The organism is Kitasatospora paranensis (assembly GCF_039544005.1).
GTDB classification, from domain to species: domain Bacteria; phylum Actinomycetota; class Actinomycetes; order Streptomycetales; family Streptomycetaceae; genus Kitasatospora; species Kitasatospora paranensis.
This window is the reverse complement of the sequence record NZ_BAABKV010000001.1, coordinates 6531854-6552838: the sequence shown is the minus strand read 5'-3', so window position 1 is coordinate 6552838 and position 20985 is coordinate 6531854. Positions and strand designations below refer to the sequence as shown.

17 protein-coding genes and 2 pseudogenes are annotated in these 20985 nt (G+C 75.7%); 8 read left to right on the top strand and 11 right to left on the bottom strand.

Annotated features, from left to right (window positions below; translation table 11 throughout):
* Positions 1–59: 59 nt before the first annotated feature.
* The 7 genes from ABEB13_RS31145 to ABEB13_RS31115 all read right to left on the bottom strand — a co-directional run bounded on the left by ABEB13_RS31145 (position 60) and on the right by ABEB13_RS31115 (position 7563).
* Positions 60–1883 carry an ABC transporter ATP-binding protein gene (locus ABEB13_RS31145; RefSeq protein WP_345708133.1) on the bottom strand — a complete coding sequence of 608 codons (1824 nt, stop codon included), beginning with the start codon at positions 1881–1883 and terminating at the stop codon, positions 60–62.
* A 170-nt stretch (positions 1884–2053) separates the two neighbouring features.
* Positions 2054–2827 (bottom strand): SDR family NAD(P)-dependent oxidoreductase, encoded by a 774-nt coding sequence (locus tag ABEB13_RS31140; RefSeq protein WP_345708132.1) that lies wholly within the window; start codon positions 2825–2827, stop codon positions 2054–2056.
* A 95-nt stretch (positions 2828–2922) separates the two neighbouring features.
* On the bottom strand, positions 2923–3375 hold the full coding sequence (locus tag ABEB13_RS31135) for a zinc metalloprotease (RefSeq protein WP_345708131.1): 453 nt from the start codon (positions 3373–3375) through the stop codon (positions 2923–2925).
* Positions 3372–3926, bottom strand: coding sequence for a hypothetical protein (locus ABEB13_RS31130; protein WP_345708130.1), 555 nt, complete (start codon positions 3924–3926; stop codon positions 3372–3374). The genes ABEB13_RS31135 and ABEB13_RS31130 overlap by 4 nt, the downstream gene beginning before the upstream one ends.
* Positions 3927–4217: 291 nt before the next feature.
* Positions 4218–5123, bottom strand: coding sequence for an SDR family oxidoreductase (locus ABEB13_RS31125; RefSeq protein WP_345708129.1), 906 nt, complete (start codon positions 5121–5123; stop codon positions 4218–4220).
* Entirely contained in the window at positions 5120–6040 is a 921-nt protein-coding gene (locus tag ABEB13_RS31120) for an alpha/beta fold hydrolase (RefSeq protein WP_345708128.1), read from the bottom strand. Before ABEB13_RS31120 ends, ABEB13_RS31125 begins: the two co-directional genes overlap by 4 nt.
* Entirely contained in the window at positions 6037–7563 is a 1527-nt protein-coding gene (locus tag ABEB13_RS31115) for a flavin-containing monooxygenase (RefSeq protein WP_345708127.1), read from the bottom strand. The genes ABEB13_RS31120 and ABEB13_RS31115 overlap by 4 nt, the downstream gene beginning before the upstream one ends.
* 170 nt (positions 7564–7733) lie before the next feature.
* On the opposite strand from ABEB13_RS31115, the gene ABEB13_RS31110 reads away from it, so the two are divergent.
* Positions 7734–8483 (top strand): MerR family transcriptional regulator, encoded by a 750-nt coding sequence (locus ABEB13_RS31110; RefSeq protein ID WP_345708126.1) that lies wholly within the window; start codon positions 7734–7736, stop codon positions 8481–8483.
* Between the two features lie 142 nt (positions 8484–8625).
* Here ABEB13_RS31110 and ABEB13_RS31105 read toward each other — a convergent pair whose 3' ends face one another.
* Complete coding sequence (locus ABEB13_RS31105) at positions 8626–9261, bottom strand: hypothetical protein (protein WP_345708125.1); 636 nt, start codon at positions 9259–9261, stop codon at positions 8626–8628.
* A gap of 84 nt (positions 9262–9345) precedes the next feature.
* On the opposite strand from ABEB13_RS31105, the gene ABEB13_RS31100 reads away from it, so the two are divergent.
* A complete protein-coding gene (locus ABEB13_RS31100; RefSeq protein ID WP_345708124.1) occupies positions 9346–9906 on the top strand; it encodes an MFS transporter in 561 nt (186 codons plus the stop codon).
* Positions 9907–9951: 45 nt separating this feature from the next.
* Positions 9952–10835, top strand: a pseudogene (locus ABEB13_RS31095) (DMT family transporter).
* A 31-nt stretch (positions 10836–10866) separates the two neighbouring features.
* On the opposite strand, the gene ABEB13_RS31090 reads toward ABEB13_RS31095, so the two are convergent.
* Positions 10867–11304, bottom strand: coding sequence for a (2Fe-2S)-binding protein (locus ABEB13_RS31090; protein ID WP_345708123.1), 438 nt, complete (start codon positions 11302–11304; stop codon positions 10867–10869).
* 681 nt (positions 11305–11985) lie between these two features.
* Between ABEB13_RS31090 and ABEB13_RS31085 the strand changes: the two genes are divergently transcribed.
* The 5 genes and pseudogenes from ABEB13_RS31085 (at position 11986) to ABEB13_RS31065 (ending at position 18818) form a co-directional block, all read left to right on the top strand.
* The gene (locus ABEB13_RS31085) at positions 11986–13197 is read left to right on the top strand and encodes an ATP-grasp domain-containing protein (RefSeq protein ID WP_345708122.1); all 1212 of its coding nucleotides are present in this window, start codon (positions 11986–11988) and stop codon (positions 13195–13197) included.
* A pseudogene (locus ABEB13_RS31080) lies at positions 13194–14929 on the top strand (IucA/IucC family protein). Before ABEB13_RS31085 ends, ABEB13_RS31080 begins: the two are co-directional and overlap by 4 nt.
* Positions 14926–16665, top strand: a complete 1740-nt coding sequence (locus ABEB13_RS31075) for an IucA/IucC family protein (RefSeq protein ID WP_345708121.1) — start codon at positions 14926–14928, stop codon at positions 16663–16665. Before ABEB13_RS31080 ends, ABEB13_RS31075 begins: the two are co-directional and overlap by 4 nt.
* Positions 16662–17900, top strand: coding sequence for a type III PLP-dependent enzyme (locus ABEB13_RS31070; RefSeq protein ID WP_345708120.1), 1239 nt, complete (start codon positions 16662–16664; stop codon positions 17898–17900). Before ABEB13_RS31075 ends, ABEB13_RS31070 begins: the two co-directional genes overlap by 4 nt.
* Before the next feature lie 114 nt (positions 17901–18014).
* Complete coding sequence (locus ABEB13_RS31065; RefSeq protein ID WP_345709885.1) at positions 18015–18818, top strand: inositol monophosphatase family protein; 804 nt, start codon at positions 18015–18017, stop codon at positions 18816–18818.
* A 50-nt stretch (positions 18819–18868) separates the two neighbouring features.
* Here the strand turns inward: ABEB13_RS31065 and ABEB13_RS31060 are convergent, their stop codons facing one another.
* Both ABEB13_RS31060 and ABEB13_RS31055 read right to left on the bottom strand, forming a co-directional pair.
* Complete coding sequence (locus ABEB13_RS31060) at positions 18869–20074, bottom strand: cytochrome P450 (RefSeq protein ID WP_345708119.1); 1206 nt, start codon at positions 20072–20074, stop codon at positions 18869–18871.
* A 55-nt stretch (positions 20075–20129) separates the two neighbouring features.
* Positions 20130–20876 (bottom strand): tRNA-dependent cyclodipeptide synthase, encoded by a 747-nt coding sequence (locus ABEB13_RS31055; protein WP_345708118.1) that lies wholly within the window; start codon positions 20874–20876, stop codon positions 20130–20132.
* Between the last annotated feature and the right edge of the window lie 109 nt (positions 20877–20985).

Here is a 20985-nt window from a genome sequence, read left to right as displayed (position 1 = left end):
GGCCCCGCCCGCGCCGTGGCCGCCGCCGGCGCGGCCCGTACGCGGGGCGCAGGCGCGCCTCAGACCGTCGCCGGCCCCGGCTCCGCGGGGGCGCCCTCGCGGCGCAGCAGGGCGGCGTAGCGGCCGCCTCGGTCGAGCAGCTCCTCGTGGGTGCCGAGCTCGACGACCTCGCCGGCGTCGAGGACGGCGATCTGGTCGGCGTGCCGCACGGTGGAGAGCCGGTGCGCGATGGTGATGGTGGTGCGACCGGCGGCGAGCGTGTCGACGGCCTGCTGGACGGCGGCCTCCGTCCGGTTGTCGAGGGCGCTGGTGGCCTCGTCCAGGATGAGGACGGGCGGGTTGCGCAGGATCGTGCGGGCGATCGCCAGCCGCTGCTTCTCGCCGCCGGAGAACCGGTACCCGCGCTCGCCGACCAGGGTGTCGTAGCCGTCCGGGAGGGCGACGATCATGGCGTGGATCTGCGCGGCCTCGGCGGCGGCGACGAGTTCCCCGTCGGTGGCGTCGGGCTTGGCGAAGCGCAGGTTGTCGGCGACCGAGGCGTGGAACAGGTACGTCTCCTGGGAGACCGTGCCGACGGCCCGGGCGAGGGTGTCGAAGGACAGCTCGCGGACGTCGGTGCCGTCGATGCAGACCCGGCCGCCGGTGACGTCGTAGAGCCTCGGGACGAGGTAGCTGAGGGTGGTCTTGCCGGAGCCGGTCTCGCCGACCACCGCGAGCGAGCCGCCCGCCGGGATCTTGAGGTCCACACCGGTGAGGGTGGGCCGCTCCTGGTCCTCCTGGTAGCGGAACTCGACGTTCTCGAAGGTGACGTCGCCGCGGACGTCGGCGAGGTGCACCGGCCGGGCCGGCTCGGCGATCTCGACCGGCAGGTCCAGGTACTCGAAGATGCGCTGGAACAGGGCGAGCGAGGTCTGCACCTGGACGCCGGTGGACAGCAGGCTGACCGTGGGCCGGAACAGGCCCTGCTGGAGGGAGACGAAGGCGACCAGGGTGCCGACCGAGACGATCGGGGCGCCGCCGGCGGCCGTCAGCCCGGCGGCCCAGTAGATCAGGGCGGGCATCGCGGCCATCACGATCTGGATGGTCGACATCCGCCAGCGCCCGGCCATTCCGGCCCGGACCTCCAGGTCGGCGAGCTCGTCGGACTGCCGGGTGAAGTCGCGCGACAGCGAGTCGGAGCGGCCCATGGTGCGGCCGAGCAGGATCCCGCTGACCGACAGCGACTCCTGGACGGCCGTGCTCATCGCGGCGAGCTTGCGCTGCCGCTCGGTGGTGATCCTCTTGCGCTCGTTGCCGACCCGGCGGCTGATCCAGACGAAGGCCGGGAGCAGCAGCAGCGAGATCACGGTGAGCCGCCAGTCCAGGGCGACCATGGCGACGACGGTGGCGACCACCGCGGTGAGGTTGGAGACCAGCGAGGTCGCGGTGGAGGTGACGGTGGACTGCATGCCGCCGATGTCGTTGGCGATCCGGGACTGCACCTCGCCGGTGCGGGTCCGGGTGAAGAAGGCCAGCGACATCCGCTGGAGGTGGGTGTAGACGGCGGTGCGCAGGTCGTGCATGACGCGCTGGCCGACGACCGTGGAGATGAGGGTCTGCAGCACGTTGAAGATGCTGTTGACCACGGCCGCGGCGATCATGCCGAGGGCGAGCAGGCTGAGCAGACCCGTCCGGCCCTGCGGGATGGCGGTGTCGAGGACGGCGCGCAGCAGGAACGGGGTGACGACGGAGACCACGGCGGAGGCGGCGACCAGCAGGCCGACCACGACCAGCCGCCCGGTGTACGGGCGGAACAGTGCGAGGATCCGGCGGATCTGGGCGGGCGGTCCCGGTTCGCCGCGGTCGCGGTCGGGCGGGGTCCAGTCGATCCGGTCGGGTTTCAAGGGCGGCCTCCGGGGGTCGGGGCGGTCGGCGCCGCCAGCCTATAGAGTACGACTCATAGTTCGCTGAACTAATAGTGAGCCTGACTCTATTCCTCTCGCCGCCGGCCGCCCCCGGCCGCCCGTCCCCCGCCGCCCGTCCCCCGCCGCCGCCCGCCGCCGCCCGCCGCCTGTCAGTCCGTGCGGTAGCTGCGGCCCGCCTTGGAGGAGACCGCACCCATCCGGCCGCTCGGCAGCAGCCGGGCGATCGCCACCGCCGCCTTGTACCGCTTGCCCGGCACGGACAGCGTGCGCCCGCGGGCCAGGTCCCGGAGCGAGTCCGCGACCACCCGGTCGGCCGTGAGCCAGCCCCAGGACGGGATGTTCGAGGTGCCCATGCCGGCCCGCTCGTGGAACTCCGTCCGGGTGAAGCCCGGGCACAGCGCCTGGAGCCGGACACCGCTGCCGCCGAGATCGCGGGCGATCCCCTGGGTGAAGCTGACCACCCACGCCTTGCTCGCCCCGTACGTCCCGCGCGGCAGGAAGGCCGCCACGGAGGCCACGTTCACCACCGCGCCGCGGCCGCGCTCGCGCATGCCGGGCAGCGCGGCACTGGTCGTCCGCAGGATCGCCTCGACGTGCACCTTCACCATGTCCAGCTCGGCCTGCAGCGGCACGTCCAGGAAGGCCCCGCGGTTCCCGAAGCCGGCGTTGTTGACCAGGATGTCCACCGGGCGGGCGGTGTCCCGCAGGCGCTCCTCGACGGCGCCGATGCCCGCGTCGGTGGCGAGGTCGGCGACGAGCACCTCCACCTCGACGCCGTGGCTTTTCGCGAGGTCGGCCGCGGCCTGCGCGAGCCGCTCGGCGTCCCGGGCGACCAGCACGAGGTGGCGTCCGTCCCGGGCGAGCCGTCGGGCGAAGGCGGCGCCGATGCCGGCGGTGGCGCCGGTGATGAGAGCTGTGGTCATGCGAGGACCGTACTGGCCCGTAGCCCCCGGGCGCACGGACGCCCGGACGCCGCCCTCCCCGGCCGGCCGGGACGGGCGGCGCGCCGGGCGTACGGTCAGGCCCGGTAGGCGGCCCAGGAACTGACCATCCGGGCGACCTGCCCGGCGGTGAACTGGGTCATGCAGGAGTCGTACGTGTAGTCCATGAAGTTGTGGATCGGGTCCACCCCCGGCTTGGTGGTGCAGCTGTCCCGGCCGGTCGGGCAGGCGTACGCGGCGGTCTTCTCGGCCGGTGTGTCGTCGACGTAGTCGCCGTTGCCCGTGCAGCCGCCCTGGAACGTGTGGTACAGCCCGAGCCAGTGGCCGATCTCGTGGGTGGCGGTGTCGCCCTCGTTGTAGTTGGCGGCCGAACCGCCCGGCAGCGAGGCGTCCAGGACGACCACCCCGTCGTCGGACGGGTCCGACGCGTACGCGCTCGGGAACGTCGCCCAGCCCAGCAGGCCCTGCCCGAGGTCGGCGGTGTAGAGGTTGAGCGCCCCGGGGCCGCCCTGGCGCAGCGCCGTCTTCATCTGCTTCTCGGCGGTGGAACCGGGCGTGATGCCGCGGTACCAGGCGGCGTTGTCGGTGTAGTCGGTGGCGGCCAGCTCGAACCGGAACGGGCTGGCCGTGTTGCCCTCCCCTGGCCGCCGTAGGCCGCGTTCAGCTCGGCGATCTGGCCGGCCACCGCGGTCGCGGAGAGGTTCCCGGCCGCACCGGCGTGGATCACGTGCAGGTACACCGGGACGGTGGTGGGGCCGTCGGCGCCGGCCAGCAGCCGGGCGCCCTCGGAGGTGGCCGCCAGCTGGGCGACCCGCGCCTTCAGGTCGGCGTCCATGGCCCCGGCCTGCGCATCGGTGACGGCGTTGGGCTCGTGCGCCGCCGAGCCCGCCGGGCGGCGGGCCGCGGCGTCCGCGGCGGCGCCGGTGCAGGCCCGGGCCGACGGGGCGGCCAGGACGCGGCCGCCGGCGGGCTGGGCACTCTGACCGGCCGACAGCAGGGCGGCCAGCGCGGCGACGGCGAGCAGTCGCTCACCGCGGACGCCGACGCGGGCAGGACGGATGACGCGGGCACGACGGCGCATCTGCTCTCCCGGGGAGGGGGTGGAGGGGTGGCGGCCGTCCGGCCGCCGAGCAGAGGCAGAGCTTCCCCGCCGTGCACGCGTCAGCTGCCTTGCGGTCGCGAAATCCTACGGACGGGTCACCCGCGTGCCGCGGCCGTACCGGCAGTCGGCCCAGTGGGATCCCTTCCTGACCCCCGACGGCCCGGACGCGGCGGAGCCGGGTGCCGCACCTCGGCACCCGGCTCCACCCGCTCCCCCGGCCCCGGCCCCGGCCCCGCGCTCTCCCTGCGCCGCACCGGTCGGGTCGGGGCGCTACGGCCCGGCCGGCCCCGTCCCATGGGCCGACCGGGCCGCCGTGTCGGCCTCGCCCCCGGCGCCGACCGGCTTCAGGCGGCTGCCGGCCGTCGCCTTCAACTGCGGCTCCAACCTGGCCATGTCGCGACGCCCGCCGAGCGCCACCACGGACGGCACCAGCCAGCGGATCGGCTGCATGCCCCGCAGCCAGCCCTGCGCGTAGACGTGCACCGAGCGGCGGGCGATGCCCGCGACCAGGCGGTCCACCGCCGGGCCCAGCGGGTACGTCTTGTTGGCCGGCCACGGCAGCCGGGACCGCATCTGCGCCAGCACCGCGTCCTGGTCGGCCCCGCGCACCATGTCGGTGTCCGTCCAACTGAGGTAGCCGACCCCGACCCTGACGCCCCGGTGGGCGACCTCGGCACGCAGCGCGTGGGCGAACGCCTCCACGCCGGACTTGCTCGCGCAGTACGCCGACATCAACGGTGCCGGGGTCAGCGCCGCCAGCGAGGCGATCTGCAGCAGGTAGCCGCGGCTCTCGGTGAGCGCCGGCAGGAAGGCCCGGGCGGTGGCGACCCCGCCCAGCAGGTTGACCTCGATCACCCGGGTGAAGGCCCGGTGGTCGCTGTCGAGCAGCGGGCCGCCGATGGCGATGCCGGCGTTGGCCACCACCGTGTCGATCCGGCCGTAGCGGTCCTGGATCTGCCGCGCGGTCGCGGTCAGCGCGTCCAGGTCGGTGACGTCGGCCTCCCAGGCGGAGGCGTGCGGGCCGCACTCTGCGGCGACCGCCTTGAGCTCGGCGGGCTCCAGACCGACCAGGGCGACCTTGGCACCCTGCTCGGAGAGGCGGCGGGCCATCAGTGCGCCGATGCCGCGGGCGGCACCGGTGACCACGACGACCTGCGAGGACAGCGGCGGGTTCACGCGGACTCACTCCTCAGGGTGGCGGTGTGCAGGCCGACGATCCGGCGGATCTCGGCGGTGACCTCGTCGGGCCGCTCGACCGGGGACATGTGGCCCGCGCCGGGCAGCTCCAGCAGGCCCCGGGGGTCGGACAGCGCGGCGGCCATCCGGCGGGCGTGCACCGGCGGGGTCAGCCGGTCGCGGCTGCCCACCACCACGGCCGTCGGCGCGGCGAGCTTCGCCAGCCCGGCCGTGACGTCCAGCTCCCCGAGCACCTTCGCCCAGTGGTACCGGACGGCGGTGGGGCAGGCGTGCACCACCCGGGCGCAGGCCTCCACCTGCGGCGCGGGCGCGGCCGGGCCCATGGTGGCGTACTTGAGCGCCGCCCGGCTGAGGCCGTTCGCCGGGCCGAGCGGCAGCCGGGACTCCAGGACGAGCCGGTGCAGCGCCCGCCGCAGACCGGCCGGGCGGACGAAGGCCGGCACCACCAGGAGTTCGGCCACCAGATCGGCCGGACCGGTGCTGATCAGCACCGCGCCGGCGGTGCGGTCGGCGACCTCGGGCCGGTCGGCGGCGGCCATGATCGTCATGCCGCCCATGCTGTGGCCCGCCAGCACCGCCCGCTCACCCGCCGGGACGAGCGCGGTGACCACGGCCTGGAGGTCGTCGGCCAGCTGCGCGGTGCCGTAGCCGGCCGGGCCGGCCGGTGCCTGGCTGCGGCCGTGGCCGCGCTGGTCGTACGCGATCACCCGGTGGTCGGCGGCCAGCCGGTTGACCACCGGGGCCCAGAACGGCGTCGAGCACGTCCAGCCGTGCGACAGCACCACTACCGGGGCCCCCTCGGGGCCGTACACCTCGGCGTTGAGGCCGGTGCCGTCGGCGGAGCCGATCCGGTGGACGGCCACCGGATCGGGGAGCACGAAGTCCGGGGCGATCACGCGGCCACCTCCGCGGCGACGGGCGCGGTCCGCTTGATCAGCTCGTACTCGGCGAGGTCGACCCGGCGGGTGGCGCGCCGGAAGGAGGTGGTGGAGCCGGGCCAGAGCACGGTGTTGCGGCCCTGGTCGTCGAGGTACCAGCTGCTGCAGCCGCCGGTCGTCCAGACGGTGCGGGACATCCGCTGCTGGAGTTCGAGGTTCCAGTGCCGCTGGGCGCGGGCGGTGGGCTGCATGGCGGTGGCGCCGACCGAGGCCATCGAGGTGAGGGCGTCGACCAGGTAGTTCAGCTGGGACTCGATCATCAGGATCATCGAGCTGTTGCCGAGGCCAGTGTTCGGACCGATCACGAAGAAGAGGTTCGGGAAGCCGCGCACGGTCGAGCCGCGCAGCGCCTCCATGCCACCCTTCCACTCCTCGGCCAGGCTGCGGCCGCCGACGCCGTGCACCCGCTGGGCGATCGGCATGTCGGTGACGTGGAAGCCGGTGCCGAAGACGATCGCGTCCACCTCGTGCTCGCTGCCGTCCGCGCCGACCACCGTGGAGCCGCGCACCTCGCGCAGCCCGGCGGGGACGACATCGGTGTTGGCGGCGGCCAGCGCCGGGTAGTACGTGTTGCTGAGCAGGATCCGCTTACAGCCGATCCGATAGTCCGGGGTCAGCCGGGCGCGCAGGGCCGGGTCGGCGACGCCGCGGGCGATGTGCCGCTCGGCGATCTGCTGGACGAGCCTGAGCAGGCCGGGGCGGCGGACGAAGGCGTCGACCTGGAGCTCGCGCAGCGCGAAGAGCGTGCCGCGGCGCAGCGCGCCCGTGGGCGGCAGGGCGCCGTGCAGCCACTTCTCCAGGCCGGAGATCTCCCGGTCGCGGCGGGGCAGCACCCAGGCGGGGGTGCGCTGGAAGACGGTGAGCCGGCCGACCTTCGGCTGGATCGCCGGGATGATCTGGGCGGCGGAGGCCCCGGTGCCGACCACGGCGACGCGCTTGCCCGCGAGGTCGTAGTCGTGGTCCCAGCGCGAGGAGTGGAAGACCCTGCCGGGGAAGTCGGCGAGGCCCGGGATGTCGGGGATCTGCGGGTCGGCGAGCGGGCCGGCGGCGGAGACGACGGCGTCGGCCGTCCACTCGCCAGCCTTGGTGGTGAGCCGCCAGCGGGTGGCGTCCTCCTCCCAGCGGGCCTCCAGGACCTCGGCCCCGAAGCGCAGGTGGGGGCGGAGGCCGAAGGTGTCGGCGACCCGCTCCAGGTAGGCGCGGATGTCGGGCTGGCCGGAGAAGCTGCGCGGCCACTGCGGGTTCGGCGCGAAGGAGAAGGAGTACAGGTGGGAGGGGACGTCGCAGGCGCAGCCGGGGTAGCTGTTGTCGCGCCAGGTGCCGCCGACCGCGTCGGCGCGCTCCAGGACGACGAAGTCGGTGATCCCGGCGCGGCGGAGGCGCACGCCGGCGCCGAGGCCGCCGAAGCCGGATCCGATCACGGCGACCCGGACGTGCGGGACGGCGGTCGGCGCGGGTGTCTGCTTGCTGCGGGGTGCCATGCGGCGGCTCCTGGGCGAGGGGGCGGGGGCGTTGCGCGGGGCGGGTGGCTCATCCATTCAAACCGCGCCAGTGAACACTGGCACGATCGGCAGGGTAGCCCTTGTCGACAGTCGAGGGAAGAAGACGGGCGCCACCGATTCCGGCGAGTCGCCGCCCTATGCTGAGCGGCGTGGCGGAGATCAGCAGCACCGGACGGACCCGCGAGTACCGCGTCGAGGAACTCGCCGAGGCCGCCGGCATCACCACGCGCACCCTGCGCTTCTACCGTGAACGCAAACTCCTCCAGCCGCCCCGCAAGGAGGGCCGGATCGCCTGGTACGGCGAGGAGCACCTGGCCCGGCTGCGGATGATCGGCGAACTGCTGGAGCGCGGCCACACCCTCGGCGGCATCACCGAGCTGATCGGCGCGGGCGAGCGCGGCCGGGACGTCGCCGACCTGATCGGCCTGCGCAACGAGATCACCGCGAACTGGTCGGACGAGACGCCCGTCCGGATGTCGTGGGAGGAGGTGCTCGCGGCCTTCGGCAACCAGCTCACCCCCGAGAACACCGCCGAGTCGATCGCCCAGGGATACATCACCGTCGAGGACGACGGCATCACCCACATCAGCCGGCGATTGATGGACGCCACCGTCGCCCTGATCGAGGAGGGCGTGCCGCTGGCCGCGGTGCTCGCCGCCAGCCGCACCGCGCAGGACCACGCGGACGCCGTCGCCCAGGCCTTCACCGACCTGGCCCGCGACCACCTGTTCGGCGACCTCGCGCACGCCGACGCGATCAGCCCGGAACGCGCGGCGGCCCTCACGGAGCGGATCCGCCGGGTCCGCCCGCTCGCCCGCGCGGTCGCCGACGCCCAGTTCGCGCTGGCCATGGACCGCCGGGTGAAGTCCGCCTACGAGGGCCTGGCCCAGGGCAACTGACACCCCGTCGGCCCCATCCTTGGCGGGTCGTCCAACCGCGGCCCGGCCCCGCTGTGCGATCCGCTGGGCGATCCGACCGTTCCCGGGCCGGCCCGGCCGCCGATAGCCTCGCAGAGCCAACACCCGCGGACCGTCGAGACGTTCAGGGCCGCTGGCCGGGAGGCGGGCGCCCGGCCGCGGTCCGCGAGGACGGGTCGGCGATGGCCGCACGGACGAGGTTGCGCACCACCACCCGGCTGACCGGCCGCCGGGTGCTGCTCTGGTCACTGCTGGGGCGGCTGCCCAACGCGATGTGCCCGATCGGCGCCCTGCTGCTGGTCACCCACGACTCCGGCAGCGTCTGGCGGGGCTCCGCGGTGACCGGCGCGCTGGCCGTCGCCCAGGCCGTCGGCGGGCCCCTGGTCGGCCGGCTCGCCGACCGGCGCGGCCAGCGCGGGGTCGGGCTCGTCGCGGCCGCCGTCAACGCCGCGGCGATCGTGGCGCTGGTCGCCGCCTCCACCGCCGGGCTGCCGCTCGCGGCGCAGACCGGCTGCGCCGTCCTGATCGGGGCGTCCGTCCCGCTGGTCGGCCCGCTCTCGCGCAGCCGCTGGGTGCGGCTGGCGGCGGGCGACCCGGAGGCCACCACGTCCGCGCTCTGGCTGGACGGCACCGTCGACGAGATCAGCTTCACCGCCGGGCCGGCCGTGGTCGGGGTGCTCGCCACCCTGACCGGGCCGGCCTGGGGCTGCTCGCGGCGGCCGCCCTGGTCGGCGTCTGCGGCACCCTGTTCGCCCGCCACCCCACCGCCGCGCCCGGCGAGCCGGCCCGCCGCAAGGGCGGCGAGCGGCTGCTCGGCCGGGCCTACCTGCTGCTGCTCGCCGGCATGGCCCTGCTCGGCGTCTGCTTCGGCTCCGTCCAGGTGGGCGTCACCGCGGTCACCGGGGCGGCCGGGCGGCCCGGCGCCGCCGGACTCGTCTACGGACTGCTCGGCGGTGCCAGCGCCGTCTCCGGGATCGCCACCGCCGCCCTGCCGGCCCGCTGGGACCTGCCGCTGCGGCTGCGGGCCGGCACCGCGTTGCTGCTCGCCGCCGCGCTGCCGCTGCCGGCCGTCCGCGGGGTCGGCGGCCTGGCGGCGGCGATCGGCTGCCTGGGCCTCGCGGTGGCGCCGCAGATGATCACCATGTTCGGCCTGGTCGAGCGGGCCGTCCCGGCGGCGCGGCTGGGCGAGGCGATGGCCGCCCTGGTCAGCGCCATCACGCTGGCCCAGTCCGCCGGCACCCTGGCGGCCGGCTGGGCGGCCGAGCGGTACGGACCCACCGCACCGTTCCTGGTCACCTGTGCGGCCGCCGGCGCCGCCCTGGTGCTGACCCTGGCCACGGCGACCGACCGGACGTACCGGCCCCGCCCGCAGGAGGCGGTGCCCGCGCTCGCCGGCCGGCGCTGAGAAAATCCCGTTCGGACGGGGAGACCGGGCCGGTACGGTGCGCCCATGGACACCACCGGTACGGAACGCGTCGCCCGGGACGGCCGGGCGCTGGCCGCGGCCGGCACCACGGTGCTGCTCTGGGCCTCCGCCTTCGTGGCGATCCGCGACGCGGGCAGTCACTTCGGCCCGGGAGCACTGGCCCTCGGGCGGCTGCTGGTCGGCTCGGTGGCGCTGCTGGCGCTGCTGCTCCGCCGGGGCGAGGGGCTGCCGCCGCGGGCGGCCTGGCCGGGGATCGCGGCCTCCGGGGTGCTCTGGTTCGGCGTGTACCTGGTGGCCCTCAACTGGGGCGAGCAGAAGGTCGACGCCGGGACGGCCGCCATGGTGGTGAACATCGGCCCGCTGCTGATCGCGCTGCTCGGCGGCCTGGTGCTGCGCGAGGGCTTCCCCGGGCGCTGGTCGCCGGGATGGCGGTGTCCTTCGCCGGCGCGGTCGTGGTCGGTCTGTCGACGTCCGGCTCCGGCCACGGATCCCCGCTGGGGATCGGGCTCTGCCTGGTGGCCGCGGCGACCTACGCGGCGGGCGTGGTCGCCCAGAAGCCCGCGCTCGCCCATGCCTCGCCGCTCCAGGTCACCACCTTCTGCTGCCTGATCGGCGCACTGGTCTGCCTGCCGTCCGCGCCCGCGCTGGTGCACGAACTCGGCCGGGCCCCCGCCGGAGCCACCCTGGACGTGCTGTACCTGGGCCTGTTCCCGACCGCCCTGGCGTGCACGACCTGGGCGTACGCGCTCTCGCGGACCACCGCCGGCCGGATGGGCGCCACCACCTACGCGGTGCCCGCGCTGGTGGTGCTGATGGCGTGGGCGATGCTCGGCGAAGTCCCGGCGCCGCTGGCGCTCGGCGGCGGCGCCCTCTGCCTGGCCGGGGTGGCGGTCTCCCGGCGGCGCTGACGGCCGGCCGCGGGGCGGAGCCCGGGGCGGCTCAGGCCTCCAGCCGCCGCAGCCGCTCGGCGTCGCACGTCCGCGGACAGGTCGCGCAGGCCTCGTCCGGGCGGATGGCGTAGTACAGGCAGCAGCCGTGCCTCGTCCGGGTCGGACGGCTGCGCCCGTCGGCGCCCGTCAGGCGGCGGAAGGCGGCGGCCCCGGGGAACGGCGGGGTGCCGCCCGGCAGCACGGCGGTGGCCGCGGCCACCGCGCGGTCCTCGTCGCCGAGGGTGCGGCCGAGGTACCAGAGGGCCGAGACGAGGTCGTCGCCGACCATGCCCCACATCGCGTGCGGGCCGCGGCGCACGGCGGGCCGGAAGGCGGCCAGCACCGGGCCGCAGTGCGCGGCGACCGCGCCGCGCAGGTCCTCCGGGCCGCCGAGCGGCGCCCCGTCGGGGGCGTCACGGCGAGGGCGGCGGTGGCCTCCTCGATCCACAGCGCCGCCGGGTCGAGCCGGGCGACGCGGCCGGCCAGGTACCAGAGGCCCGCGGTGAGCAGGCAGACCGACCAGAGGTAGTGGTGGAGCAGCCGGGAGGCCGCCACGTGCGGCGGCGGCACGCTGCCGTGGCGGACGGCGATCCGCCCGGACTCGGCGGCGACGAGTGCCTCGACGCGCAGTGCCAGCTCCGTCCCGGCGTGCCAGGTGCCGCCGGTGGCCGGCCGCTCGGCCACCAGGGTGACCCGGAGGTCCGGGCAGCCGTCGACGAGGCGGCGCAGCGACGCGGCCGGGCCGTCGCCCGCGGCGTTCCCGGGCGCGGCGTCGGCGGCGTCGGGCCGGTGCAGGGGTGCGGCCGTCAGGTGGACCATACGGACTCCCGGTGATCAACTAAGGCATGCCTCACCTTACACACCTGACGCCTCATCGGCTCGCCGACACCCGCGGACGCCGCCGGATTTGACGCGATTAGGCACGCCTAACCTAATGTTCCGTTCCGTGTCCAGTACCGAACCCCGGGTGACCGCGCACCGGGCGGCGACCGCCGCCCGGCGACGGTTGCCGCGGCCCGTGCCCGGGCACGCTCGACGGCATCCCGCCGCCGACCCGGCGGCGCACCGACCACGGCGCACGACCACGCCCGGCACGCGCCGTCCCGCCACCGCCCCGAGGACGATGCCCATGCGGCTGTACCTGCTCGCCCTGAACCCCACCGACTCGGTCACCGAGGGCTTCCTCCCCGCCGCCGCCCGGCTGGGCCTGGACGTCACCGTGCTCACCGACTCCCCCGACGCCCACCGCGCCGCGTACGACGCCGCGGACGCCCCGCCCGGGACGGCCGGCGTGGACGTCCTGCCGTGCGACGTCCGGGACTTCCGCGAGGTGGTCGCCCTCGTCGCCCGGCACGGCACGCCCGCGGCGGTGTTCACCAACAGCGACCACCTGCAGACCCAGGCGGCGCTGGCCGCCGGGTACTTCGGACTGCCCGCGAAGGACTGGCGGGCCACCCTGCGGACGAAGAACAAGGCCGAGCTGCGCCGCCACCTGGCCACCGCCGGGCTGGACACCGTCCGGGCCCTGGAGATCCCGCCCGGGCAGGACCCGGCCGACCTCGACCCGCCCTTCCCCTGCGTGGTCAAGCCCCGCGAGGGCGTCGCCAGCGAGGACGTCGCCCTGGTCGAGGACGCCGCGGGACTCGCCGCCCGCTGCTCGGAGTTCCGCCGGCGGCGGCCCCGGGACACCCTGCTGGTCGAGGAGTACCTGACCGGCGGCCTGCACACCCTGGAGACCCTCGGCGACGGCGTCCGGCGGCACGTCCTCGGCGGCTTCCGGACCAGGCTCTCCCCGCCGCCCCACTTCGTCGAGGAGGCCCTGGAGTTCGACCCCGAGCCGCCCCGCCCGGTGGTCGACCAGGTCCTGGCCCAACTCGACGCGCTCGGGGTCGGCATGGGCGCCTGCCACACCGAGTTCGTCGTCCAGCCGGACGGCCGGGCCCGCCTGATCGAGGTCAACTACCGCGCCATCGGCGACCAGTGCGACCTGATGCTGGCAGGGCTGCTGGAGATCCCTTACTTCGAGCACGTGCTGAAAGTCCACCTCGGCGAGCCGCTGCCCGCCGAACTCGGCTCCCGCACCGACCGGTTCGGCACCAACCGGGCGATCTGCGCCGACCGGGCCGGCACCCTGACCGCCGCACCGCCCGCCCAGGAGCACCGCGGCGGCGGCGTCCACCTGGTGTACCGGCCGGTCCGCGGCATCGGCGAGTACCACGAGCACCACCGCACCAACCGGGACTACCTCGGCCTGGTCTGGGCGGTCGGCCCGGACCGGTCCGCCGTCCACGGCGCCGTCGACGACTTCCTCGCCGCAAACCGCTGGGAGATCACCCCGTGACCGGCCCCGACGGCCCGGCGGACGCCCTCACCCTGCGGGTGCTCGGGGCACTGCACCGCGAGGACGTGCTCGGCCTGCGCACCGACGGCGTCCTGCAGCACCGCGCCGACGGCCCCTGGCTGGCCGGCCCGCGCCTCGCCCTGCCCGTCGCCGAGGACGGCTTCCAGAGCCGCCACCGGGCCCGCCGTCCGCTGCTCGAACTCGACGGCACGGCGATCGGCGGCCTCGACGCGATCCTCGACGCCGTGGCCGCCCTGGCCGACCCCCGCGACCGGTCCGGACACCTCGCGTTCGCCGAGGAGTGCCGGCAGGCCCGCACCGCCGAACGCCTCCAACGCGCCACCCGGGACACCGTGCTGGCCGGCCTGGCCGCGCGGCTAGGGGCCGACCCCGCCGACTGGAAGGGCCACGCCGGCACGCTCGGCTTCGACACCCTCGCCGCCCGCCGGCACCACCCCGTCCACCCGACCGGCCACGCCAGGGCGGGCCTCGACGAGGACGCGCTGCTCGCCCACGCACCCGAGCACCACCCGGAGTTCGCGCTGCGGTGGGTCGTCCTGCCGCCGACCGCCGGGCTCGACCTGGGCCCCGCGCCGCTCCCCGGCCGGTGGCCCTCCCCGCCGACCTCGGCCTGCCCGGGCCCGGCACCGCGCTGCCCGTGCACCCGCTCACCGCGGCCGCCCTGCCGCTCGGTGACCTGCCCGGCGCCCGGCTCGCCGACCGCCCGTACCTGACCGTCCGGCCCACCCTGTCGATGCGTACCGTCGCGCTCGCCGACGACCCGGCCGTCCACCTCAAACTCCCCCTCGCCACCAGCACACTGGGGCTGCGCAACCGCCGCACCGTGAAGCCGGGCACGCTGGCCGACGGCGCCGCCGCCGAGCGGCTGCTGGCCGCCGTGCTGGCCCGCGAGCCCCGGTTCGCCGGACGGATCCTGCACGCCGACGAACAGTGCTGGGCGCACAGCGGGCACGAGCTGCTCGCCGTCCTCGTCCGCCGCCAGCCGCCCGGCCTCGACGACGCCGTCATCGCCCCGCTCGCCGCGCTGCTCGCCGTCGCCCCCGGCGGACGGACCGTCCTGGAGCACCTCGCCGACCGCTTCTTCGACCGCAACCCCGTCCGGCTCTACGACACGCTGCTGCGCCTGCTGCTGGACTGGCAGACCACCCTGTTCCGGCACGGCATCGCCCTGGAGTCCCACCAGCAGAACATCGCGCTGGTGCTCGACCGGGCCGACGGGCGCACCCGGCTGCGGCTGCTGTTCAAGGACGACGACGGACTGCGCGTCAACACCGCCCGTCTCGGCGGACTCGGCCGCCGTGCCGAGGAGTTCGACGACGCCAGGATCCGCGTCGACGACGACCGGCCGCTCACCGACCTGTTCGCCACCATCACCGGCCACCTGTGCACCGGCTCGCTCGCCTTCGGCCTGGCGCACCGCGGCCTCGCACCGCTGCCGCACACCCTCGGACTGCTGCGGCTGCGGCTCACCGAGTCCCTCGACCGGATCGGCGCGGCGGGCGCACCGCTGCACGCCGCCCTGCTGGAGGCCGAGAGCCTGCCGGTCAAGGCGATGGTGAGCGCGGGCACGCTGCTCGATAAGGCCCGCTCGGGCGCCTCCGACATCAACAAGCACTACACGACCGGGCCCAACTACCTGCGGGCGGCGCGGGCGTGGGCTCCCACGCCCGCGACCGGGCCCTCCCACACCCCCGCTGGAGCACCCGTATGACCATCCGGCTCGACGCCCGCCGCCGCCCGGCCCCGACCGGGCTGCCCACCGCCGACCACGCCGTCGCCCACACCCTGCTCAACTGCCTGCTGCGGGAGGTCTCCCGGCCGGAGCGGCAGAGCGCCGTCATCGGCGACGAACTGCTCGTCCGGCTCCCCCGGCGCGGCACACTGCTGCGGATCGCGCTGCGCCGCAGCTCGCTCTCCGGGGCGCACCGCTTCACCGGCCCCGTCCTGGCCGACACCCCCGACGGCCCGCGGGAGCTGGGCTGGCACGAACTGGCCGAACACGTCCAGGACGAGCTCGTGCTGCGCGGCGGTGTCCGCAACGAGGAGTTCCTGGAGCAACTCGCCGCCAGCCACGCGGGGGTGGCCGCCGCGCTGGCGGAGCGGCCGGCCCCCGGCCCGGACCGCTACCTGGAGTCCGAGCAGGCCCTGCTCTTCGGGCACCGCTTCCACCCGGCGCCCAAGGCCCGCAGCGCGGACCGGTCCGCCTGGCGGGCCTGGGCGCCGGAGGCCCGGGCCGCCTTCCGGCTGCGCCACCTCGCCGTCCGCAGCCACCTGATCGCCGAGGAGACCGCCGAGGAGGCCGCGCCCGCGCTGCTCGACACCCTGGGCCGCCGACTGCCCGACGGCTACCGGCTGTTGCCCGCCCACCCGTGGCAGTACCGGCTGTTGAGCGGAAACCCGCTGCTGGCCGCCGCCCTCGACCGCGGCGACCTGCTCGACCTCGGCCCCGGCGGCGAGCCGTTCACCGCCACCGCCTCGGTGCGCACCCTGCACGGCGCCGACGCCTTCCTGAAGTTCAGCCTGAACGTGCGGATCACCAACTGCCTGCGCAAGAACGCCGCGTACGAGCTGCGCGGCGCGGTCGCGCTCACCCGGCTGCTCGCCGACCCGCTCGCCGCGCTCGCCCGCCGCCACCCGGACGCCGTCGTGCTGCGCGAGCCCGCCTACCGCACACTGGCCCTGCCCGGCCCGGACGGCCGCCCCGACACCGCCCTGTTCGAGGGGTTCGGGCTGATCGTCCGGGAGGGCCTGGGCAGCGCCGTCCGGCCCGGCCTCACCCCGCTGCTGGCCGCCGCCGTCGCGGACGAGTACCCGACCAGCTCCGCGCACGTCTCGGTGCTGCTCGGCGACGGCGGCCCCGCCGAGGCACTCGCCTGGTGGGCCCGCTACCTGCGACTGCTCGTGCCGCCGGTGCTCGCCGCCTACCTGGACCACGGGATCGTCCTGGAGCCCCACCTGCAGAACGTGCTGGTCTGCGTGGACTCCGACGGCCGGCCGGCGCAGGTCGTCCTGCGCGATCTGGAGGGCACCAAGCTGCTGCCCGGGCACCACCGCGCCGCCCTCGCCGCCCTGCCGCCGGAGGTGGCCGGCCCGATGACGTACGACGCCGACCGGGGGTGGGACCGGGTGGTGTACTGCCTGCTGGTCAACCACCTCTCCGAACTGCTCTCCGCGCTCGCCGACCGGGCGCCGGCCGCACTGGCACCCCGGCTGGAGGCCCGGCTCTGGGCGGAACTGCGCTCCGTCCTGGTCGAGTTCGCCGAACAGAACGGCCGGCCGGCCCGGCTGACGGCCCTGCTCGACGGTGCTCCGCTGCCCGCCAAGGCCAACCTGCTCACCCGTTGGGAGCGGCGGGCCGACCGGGAGGCGGGCTACATCCGGCTCCCCTCCCCGCTCGCGCCCGGGCTCCCGGCCGAGGCGGCGCCCCTCCCGGGAGGGGCCCGGTGAGCGCCGAGGCCGCCGAGGCCGCCGGCCGGAACCGGGTCGCCGAGCACGTCGCCGCGCTGCCCGCCGACGCCCTGCCCGCCTACCTGTACGACCTGCCCGCCCTGCGGGAGCACGCCGCCGCCGTACGGGCCGCCCTGCCGGCCGGGGTCGAGCTGCACTACGCGGTGAAGGCCAACCCGGACACCGCCCTGCTGACCGCGCTGCGGCCGTTCGTGGACGGCTACGAGGTCTCCTCCGGCGGCGAGTGGGCACACGTCCGGACGGTGCTGCCCACGGCGCCACTGGCCTTCGGCGGCCCCGGAAAGACGCCCGCCGAGGTCGCCGAGGTGGCGGCTGCGGGCGTCCATCGCTGGCACGTGGAGAGCGTCCAGGAGCTGTACCGGCTCGCCGCGACCGGCCGGCCCGCCGACGTCCTGCTGCGCGCCAACCCCGGCCTCGCCGCCGGACGCCTGGCGACGGCGGCGCTGGCCATGGGAGGGGGCCCCAGCCCGTTCGGCATGGACCCGGACGACATCGGGGAGTGCCTCCGGCTGCTGCGCCGGCCCGGCTTCGACCGGTTGCGGCTGCGCGGCATCCACGCCCACCTGGCCAGCGGCCTCGACGCCGAGGACCAACTCGCCACCGCCGAGGCGGTCGTGGCCTGGGCCACCGGGCTCGGCGCAGCGGAGGTCAACATCGGCGGCGGGATGGCGGTGGACTACGCCGACCCCGCCGCCCGCTTCGACTGGCCGGCCTTCGGCACGGGGCTGGAGAAGCTGCTCGACCGCCACCCCGGGCTGCGGCTGCGGATCGAGCCCGGCCGGTCGCTGACCGCCTACTGCGGCTGGTACGCCACCGAGGTGCTCGACGTGAAGCGCAGCCACGAGGAGGACTTCGCCGTCGTCCGGGGCGGCACCCACCACCTGCGCACGCCCGCCACCCGCGGGCACGCGCAGCCGTTCTCGGTGCTCCCGGTGGACGGCTGGGCGCACCCGTGGCCCCGCCCGGCCGCGGCCGGGGCGAACGTCACCCTGTCGGGCCAGCTGTGCACCCCGAAGGACGTGCTCGCCGGGCGCGTCCCGGCCCCGGGGCTGCGGGCCGGCGACCGGGTGCTCTTCGCGATGGCCGGGGCGTACGCCTGGAACATCTCGCACCACGCCTTCCTGATGCACCCGCAGCCGGGCTTCCACGTGCTCGACGACCCGGCGGTCCGACCGGCGGCCCGGCCGTCGGGCGGCCGGGTGACGGCCGGGTGACGGCCCCGTCCGGGCGGGCCCGCGCGCCGCGCCCGCCCGGGGCAGGGCCGCCGCAGGTGGCGCCCCTACCGGCGTGCGAGAGTGGTACTCAGCGAAGGGAGCGGGCACGTGCTGATGGAGAAGGTGGCGGAGATCCTCGCCGAGGCGTCTGCCGAGGTGGTCGAGCCCCGATTCCGGGCACTGTCCGCCGGCGAGGTGATGGAGAAGGCTCCCGGCGAGATCGTGACGGTGGCCGACCGCGAGGCCGAGGTGATCATCTCCAGACGGCTGCGGGAGCTGCTGCCCGTTCCGGTGGTCGGCGAGGAGGCCGTCTCGGCCGACCCGTCGCTGGCCGAGGCACTCCGCTCGGAACCGGCCGTCTGGCTGGTCGACCCGGTGGACGGCACGGCGAACTTCGTGGCCGGCCGGCCCGACTTCGCCGTGATGGCCTCACTCGTCCGCTCCGGCCGCACGGTCGCGTCCTGGATCTACCAGCCGGTGACCGGGACGAGCTACGCCGCGGAGCTCGGTGCGGGCGCCTGGCGGGACGGCAGCCGGCTCGTGCGGGAGCCCGCCGCGGACGACCCGGAGAAGTGGCGCGGATCGGTGAAGAGCCGCTACCTCGACCCCGTCCTCCACCACCGGCTGCAGACCAACGCCAGGGCGTTCGGCCGGATCTCCCACGGACTGCGCTCCGCCGGCATGGAATATCCGCAACTCGCCGTCGGCGAGCAGGAGTTCATCCTCTACTGGCGGACACTGCCGTGGGACCACGCACCCGGCTCGCTGATCGTGACCGAGGCGGGCGGGGTCTCCGCCCGCCTCGACGGCTCCGACTACCGGCCCGACCCGCCGGGCTGCGAGGACGGTCTGCTGGTCGCCTGCGACCCGGCGGTCTGGGAGCGCACCCGGGAGATCCTGCTGGACGCCCGGGGCTGACCGGGGCCGGCGCCCACCGGGGCGGCCCCGGCCGAGGCCGGCCGGCCCGGTCACCAGACCACCGGCAGCCGCTCCGGCAGCCGCTTGATGAAGCCCGGACGCCAGGCCAGCTGCTCCAGCGGCAGGGCGAACCGCAGCCCGGGCAGCCGCTCCACCAGCACGGCCAGCGCGATCTCGGCATGCGTGCGGCCGAGCGCCGAGGCCGGGCAGAAGTGATGCCCGGCGCCGAACGCGAGGTGCGGGTTCTGCGCACGGTCGAAGTCGATCCGCTCGGGCTCGGGGAAGACCGCCGGGTCGTAGTTGGCGCCCTCCACCAGTACCAGCACCAGCTCCCCCGCGCGCACCAGCACGTCGCCCACCCGGACGTCGGCGAGCGCCAGCCGGGGCAGCGCGTCGCCGATCGACAGGTTGTGGCGCAGCAACTCGTCCACCGCCCGCCCGATCACGGCCGGCTCGGTGCGGATCCGCTCGGCGAGTTCGGGCCGGCGGACGAGCGCAATGATCGCGTGCAGCAGGAACGACGAGGTGGAGACCGCGCCGGCGCCGAACAGCGACAGGGCCACCGTGGCCAGCAGGTCGTCGTCGACGTGGTCCGACACGTCCGGCGAGCGCCGGAGCGCGGCGAACCGGCCGAGCAGGCCCTCGGTGGGCTCCGGATCGGCGTTCAGCCGCTCCACCATGTAGCCGAGGTCCTTGTACCAGTTGGGGGCCGAACCCTCGAACGGCACCGGGCTGGTGACGAAGGCGAGGTCGACACCGGCCATCAGCCGCCGCCAGTCGTCGGCCGGGATGCCCAGCAGCCGGCAGTGCAGGGCCGCCGAGTACGGCTCGGCGAAGCCGTCCCGCAACTCGCCGGGCGCGCCCTGCTCGACGAGCCGGTCGATCAGCCGGTGCGCCTCGGCCTCCAGCCAGCCCGCCAACTCCCGGTCGGCCCGCGGGTTGAGGGTCTTCATGACGGCCTGGCGCAGCCCGGCGCTGTTGATGTTGCCCATGTTGTTCACCACCTCGGGCGGGATGGTCAGCGCGTACTGGCGCGGGACGCCCGGGTTCGCGGTGTCCTTGAGGCTGAACCGCTCGTCCTCCAGCACCTGCTTGGCCAGGTCGTACGAACTCACCAGCCAGGCCGGGTCGCCGGTCATCGTGCGCACCCGGGCGACGGGGTGCTTCTCACGCAGGACGGCTGCCTCCTCGGGCAGCACGTCGCCGCGGCGGGAGAGCGGGAAGGCGAACTCGGGCTGTTCGGCCGTGGTGGTCATCGGGCTCCTCGTGGATGGGTCGGTGATGGTGATGGGCGGGGCGGGTGGCGCCCGGTCAGGCGGCGACGGCCGCCACGGCCGCCGGACGGACCACGGCGTAGGCCTGTCCGGCGGCTGCGCGCAGCCCCTCGGCACGGCCGAACAGCACGCCGGTGAGCGGCAGTTCGACGTGGTAGCAGGCGACCGAGGAGGCCACCCCGAGCAGGGCCGGGGTGTCCAGGAAGAACGGCAGTTCGGCGGCGATGTAGGCCACGCCGGCCGCCAGCTGGTCGGCGGCCGGGGCAGCTCCGTCGAGCCTGGAGTGCAGGAAGCCGCCGGCCATCCGCTCGGTGGCCGTCCGCAGGGGCCGGTCGGTGCCGAGGGCGTCCAGGACGCCGCGGTGCAGCCGTCGGTAGGCCGCCGTGTCCGTGAAGTCGGACAGGGCATGCACGCCGACCGCTGTCCGTCCGGCGTCGGCGACGCCGCGCTCGACCCGGCGCCGGGTGGCCTTGACCTCCTTGGCCGCCCGACGCGCCGCGGCGTCCGGCGGGTACCCGGCGGCGGCGAACTGGGCCTCCACGTGGAGGTCGGCGTGGACGACGTCCACGGCGGAGAAGCGGCTGCGCCCCCAGTGGACGAGCTCGGCGATCCGCCCGGCACTGAAATAGCTGTTTCCGGGGCTGACCCCGATCAGCAGGTGGTCGCCGCGGCCGAATATCTGCCGGCAGCGTTCGGAGAAGGGCGCCGCGTGGAATTCCGCGGCCGTCGGGGACGGATTCGTCCCGGTGCTCACCGGGGTGTCGCTCAGAAGGGTTTCGCTCATGCCGAAGTCTCCGCAGGGCAGGGCCCGTCGAACGGGGCCGAATGGAAGGGAGAAGTGGTGCGAACGCGCGCCCGGGCGCCCGGTTCGGGCGGGCGGAGCAGTGCGCGGG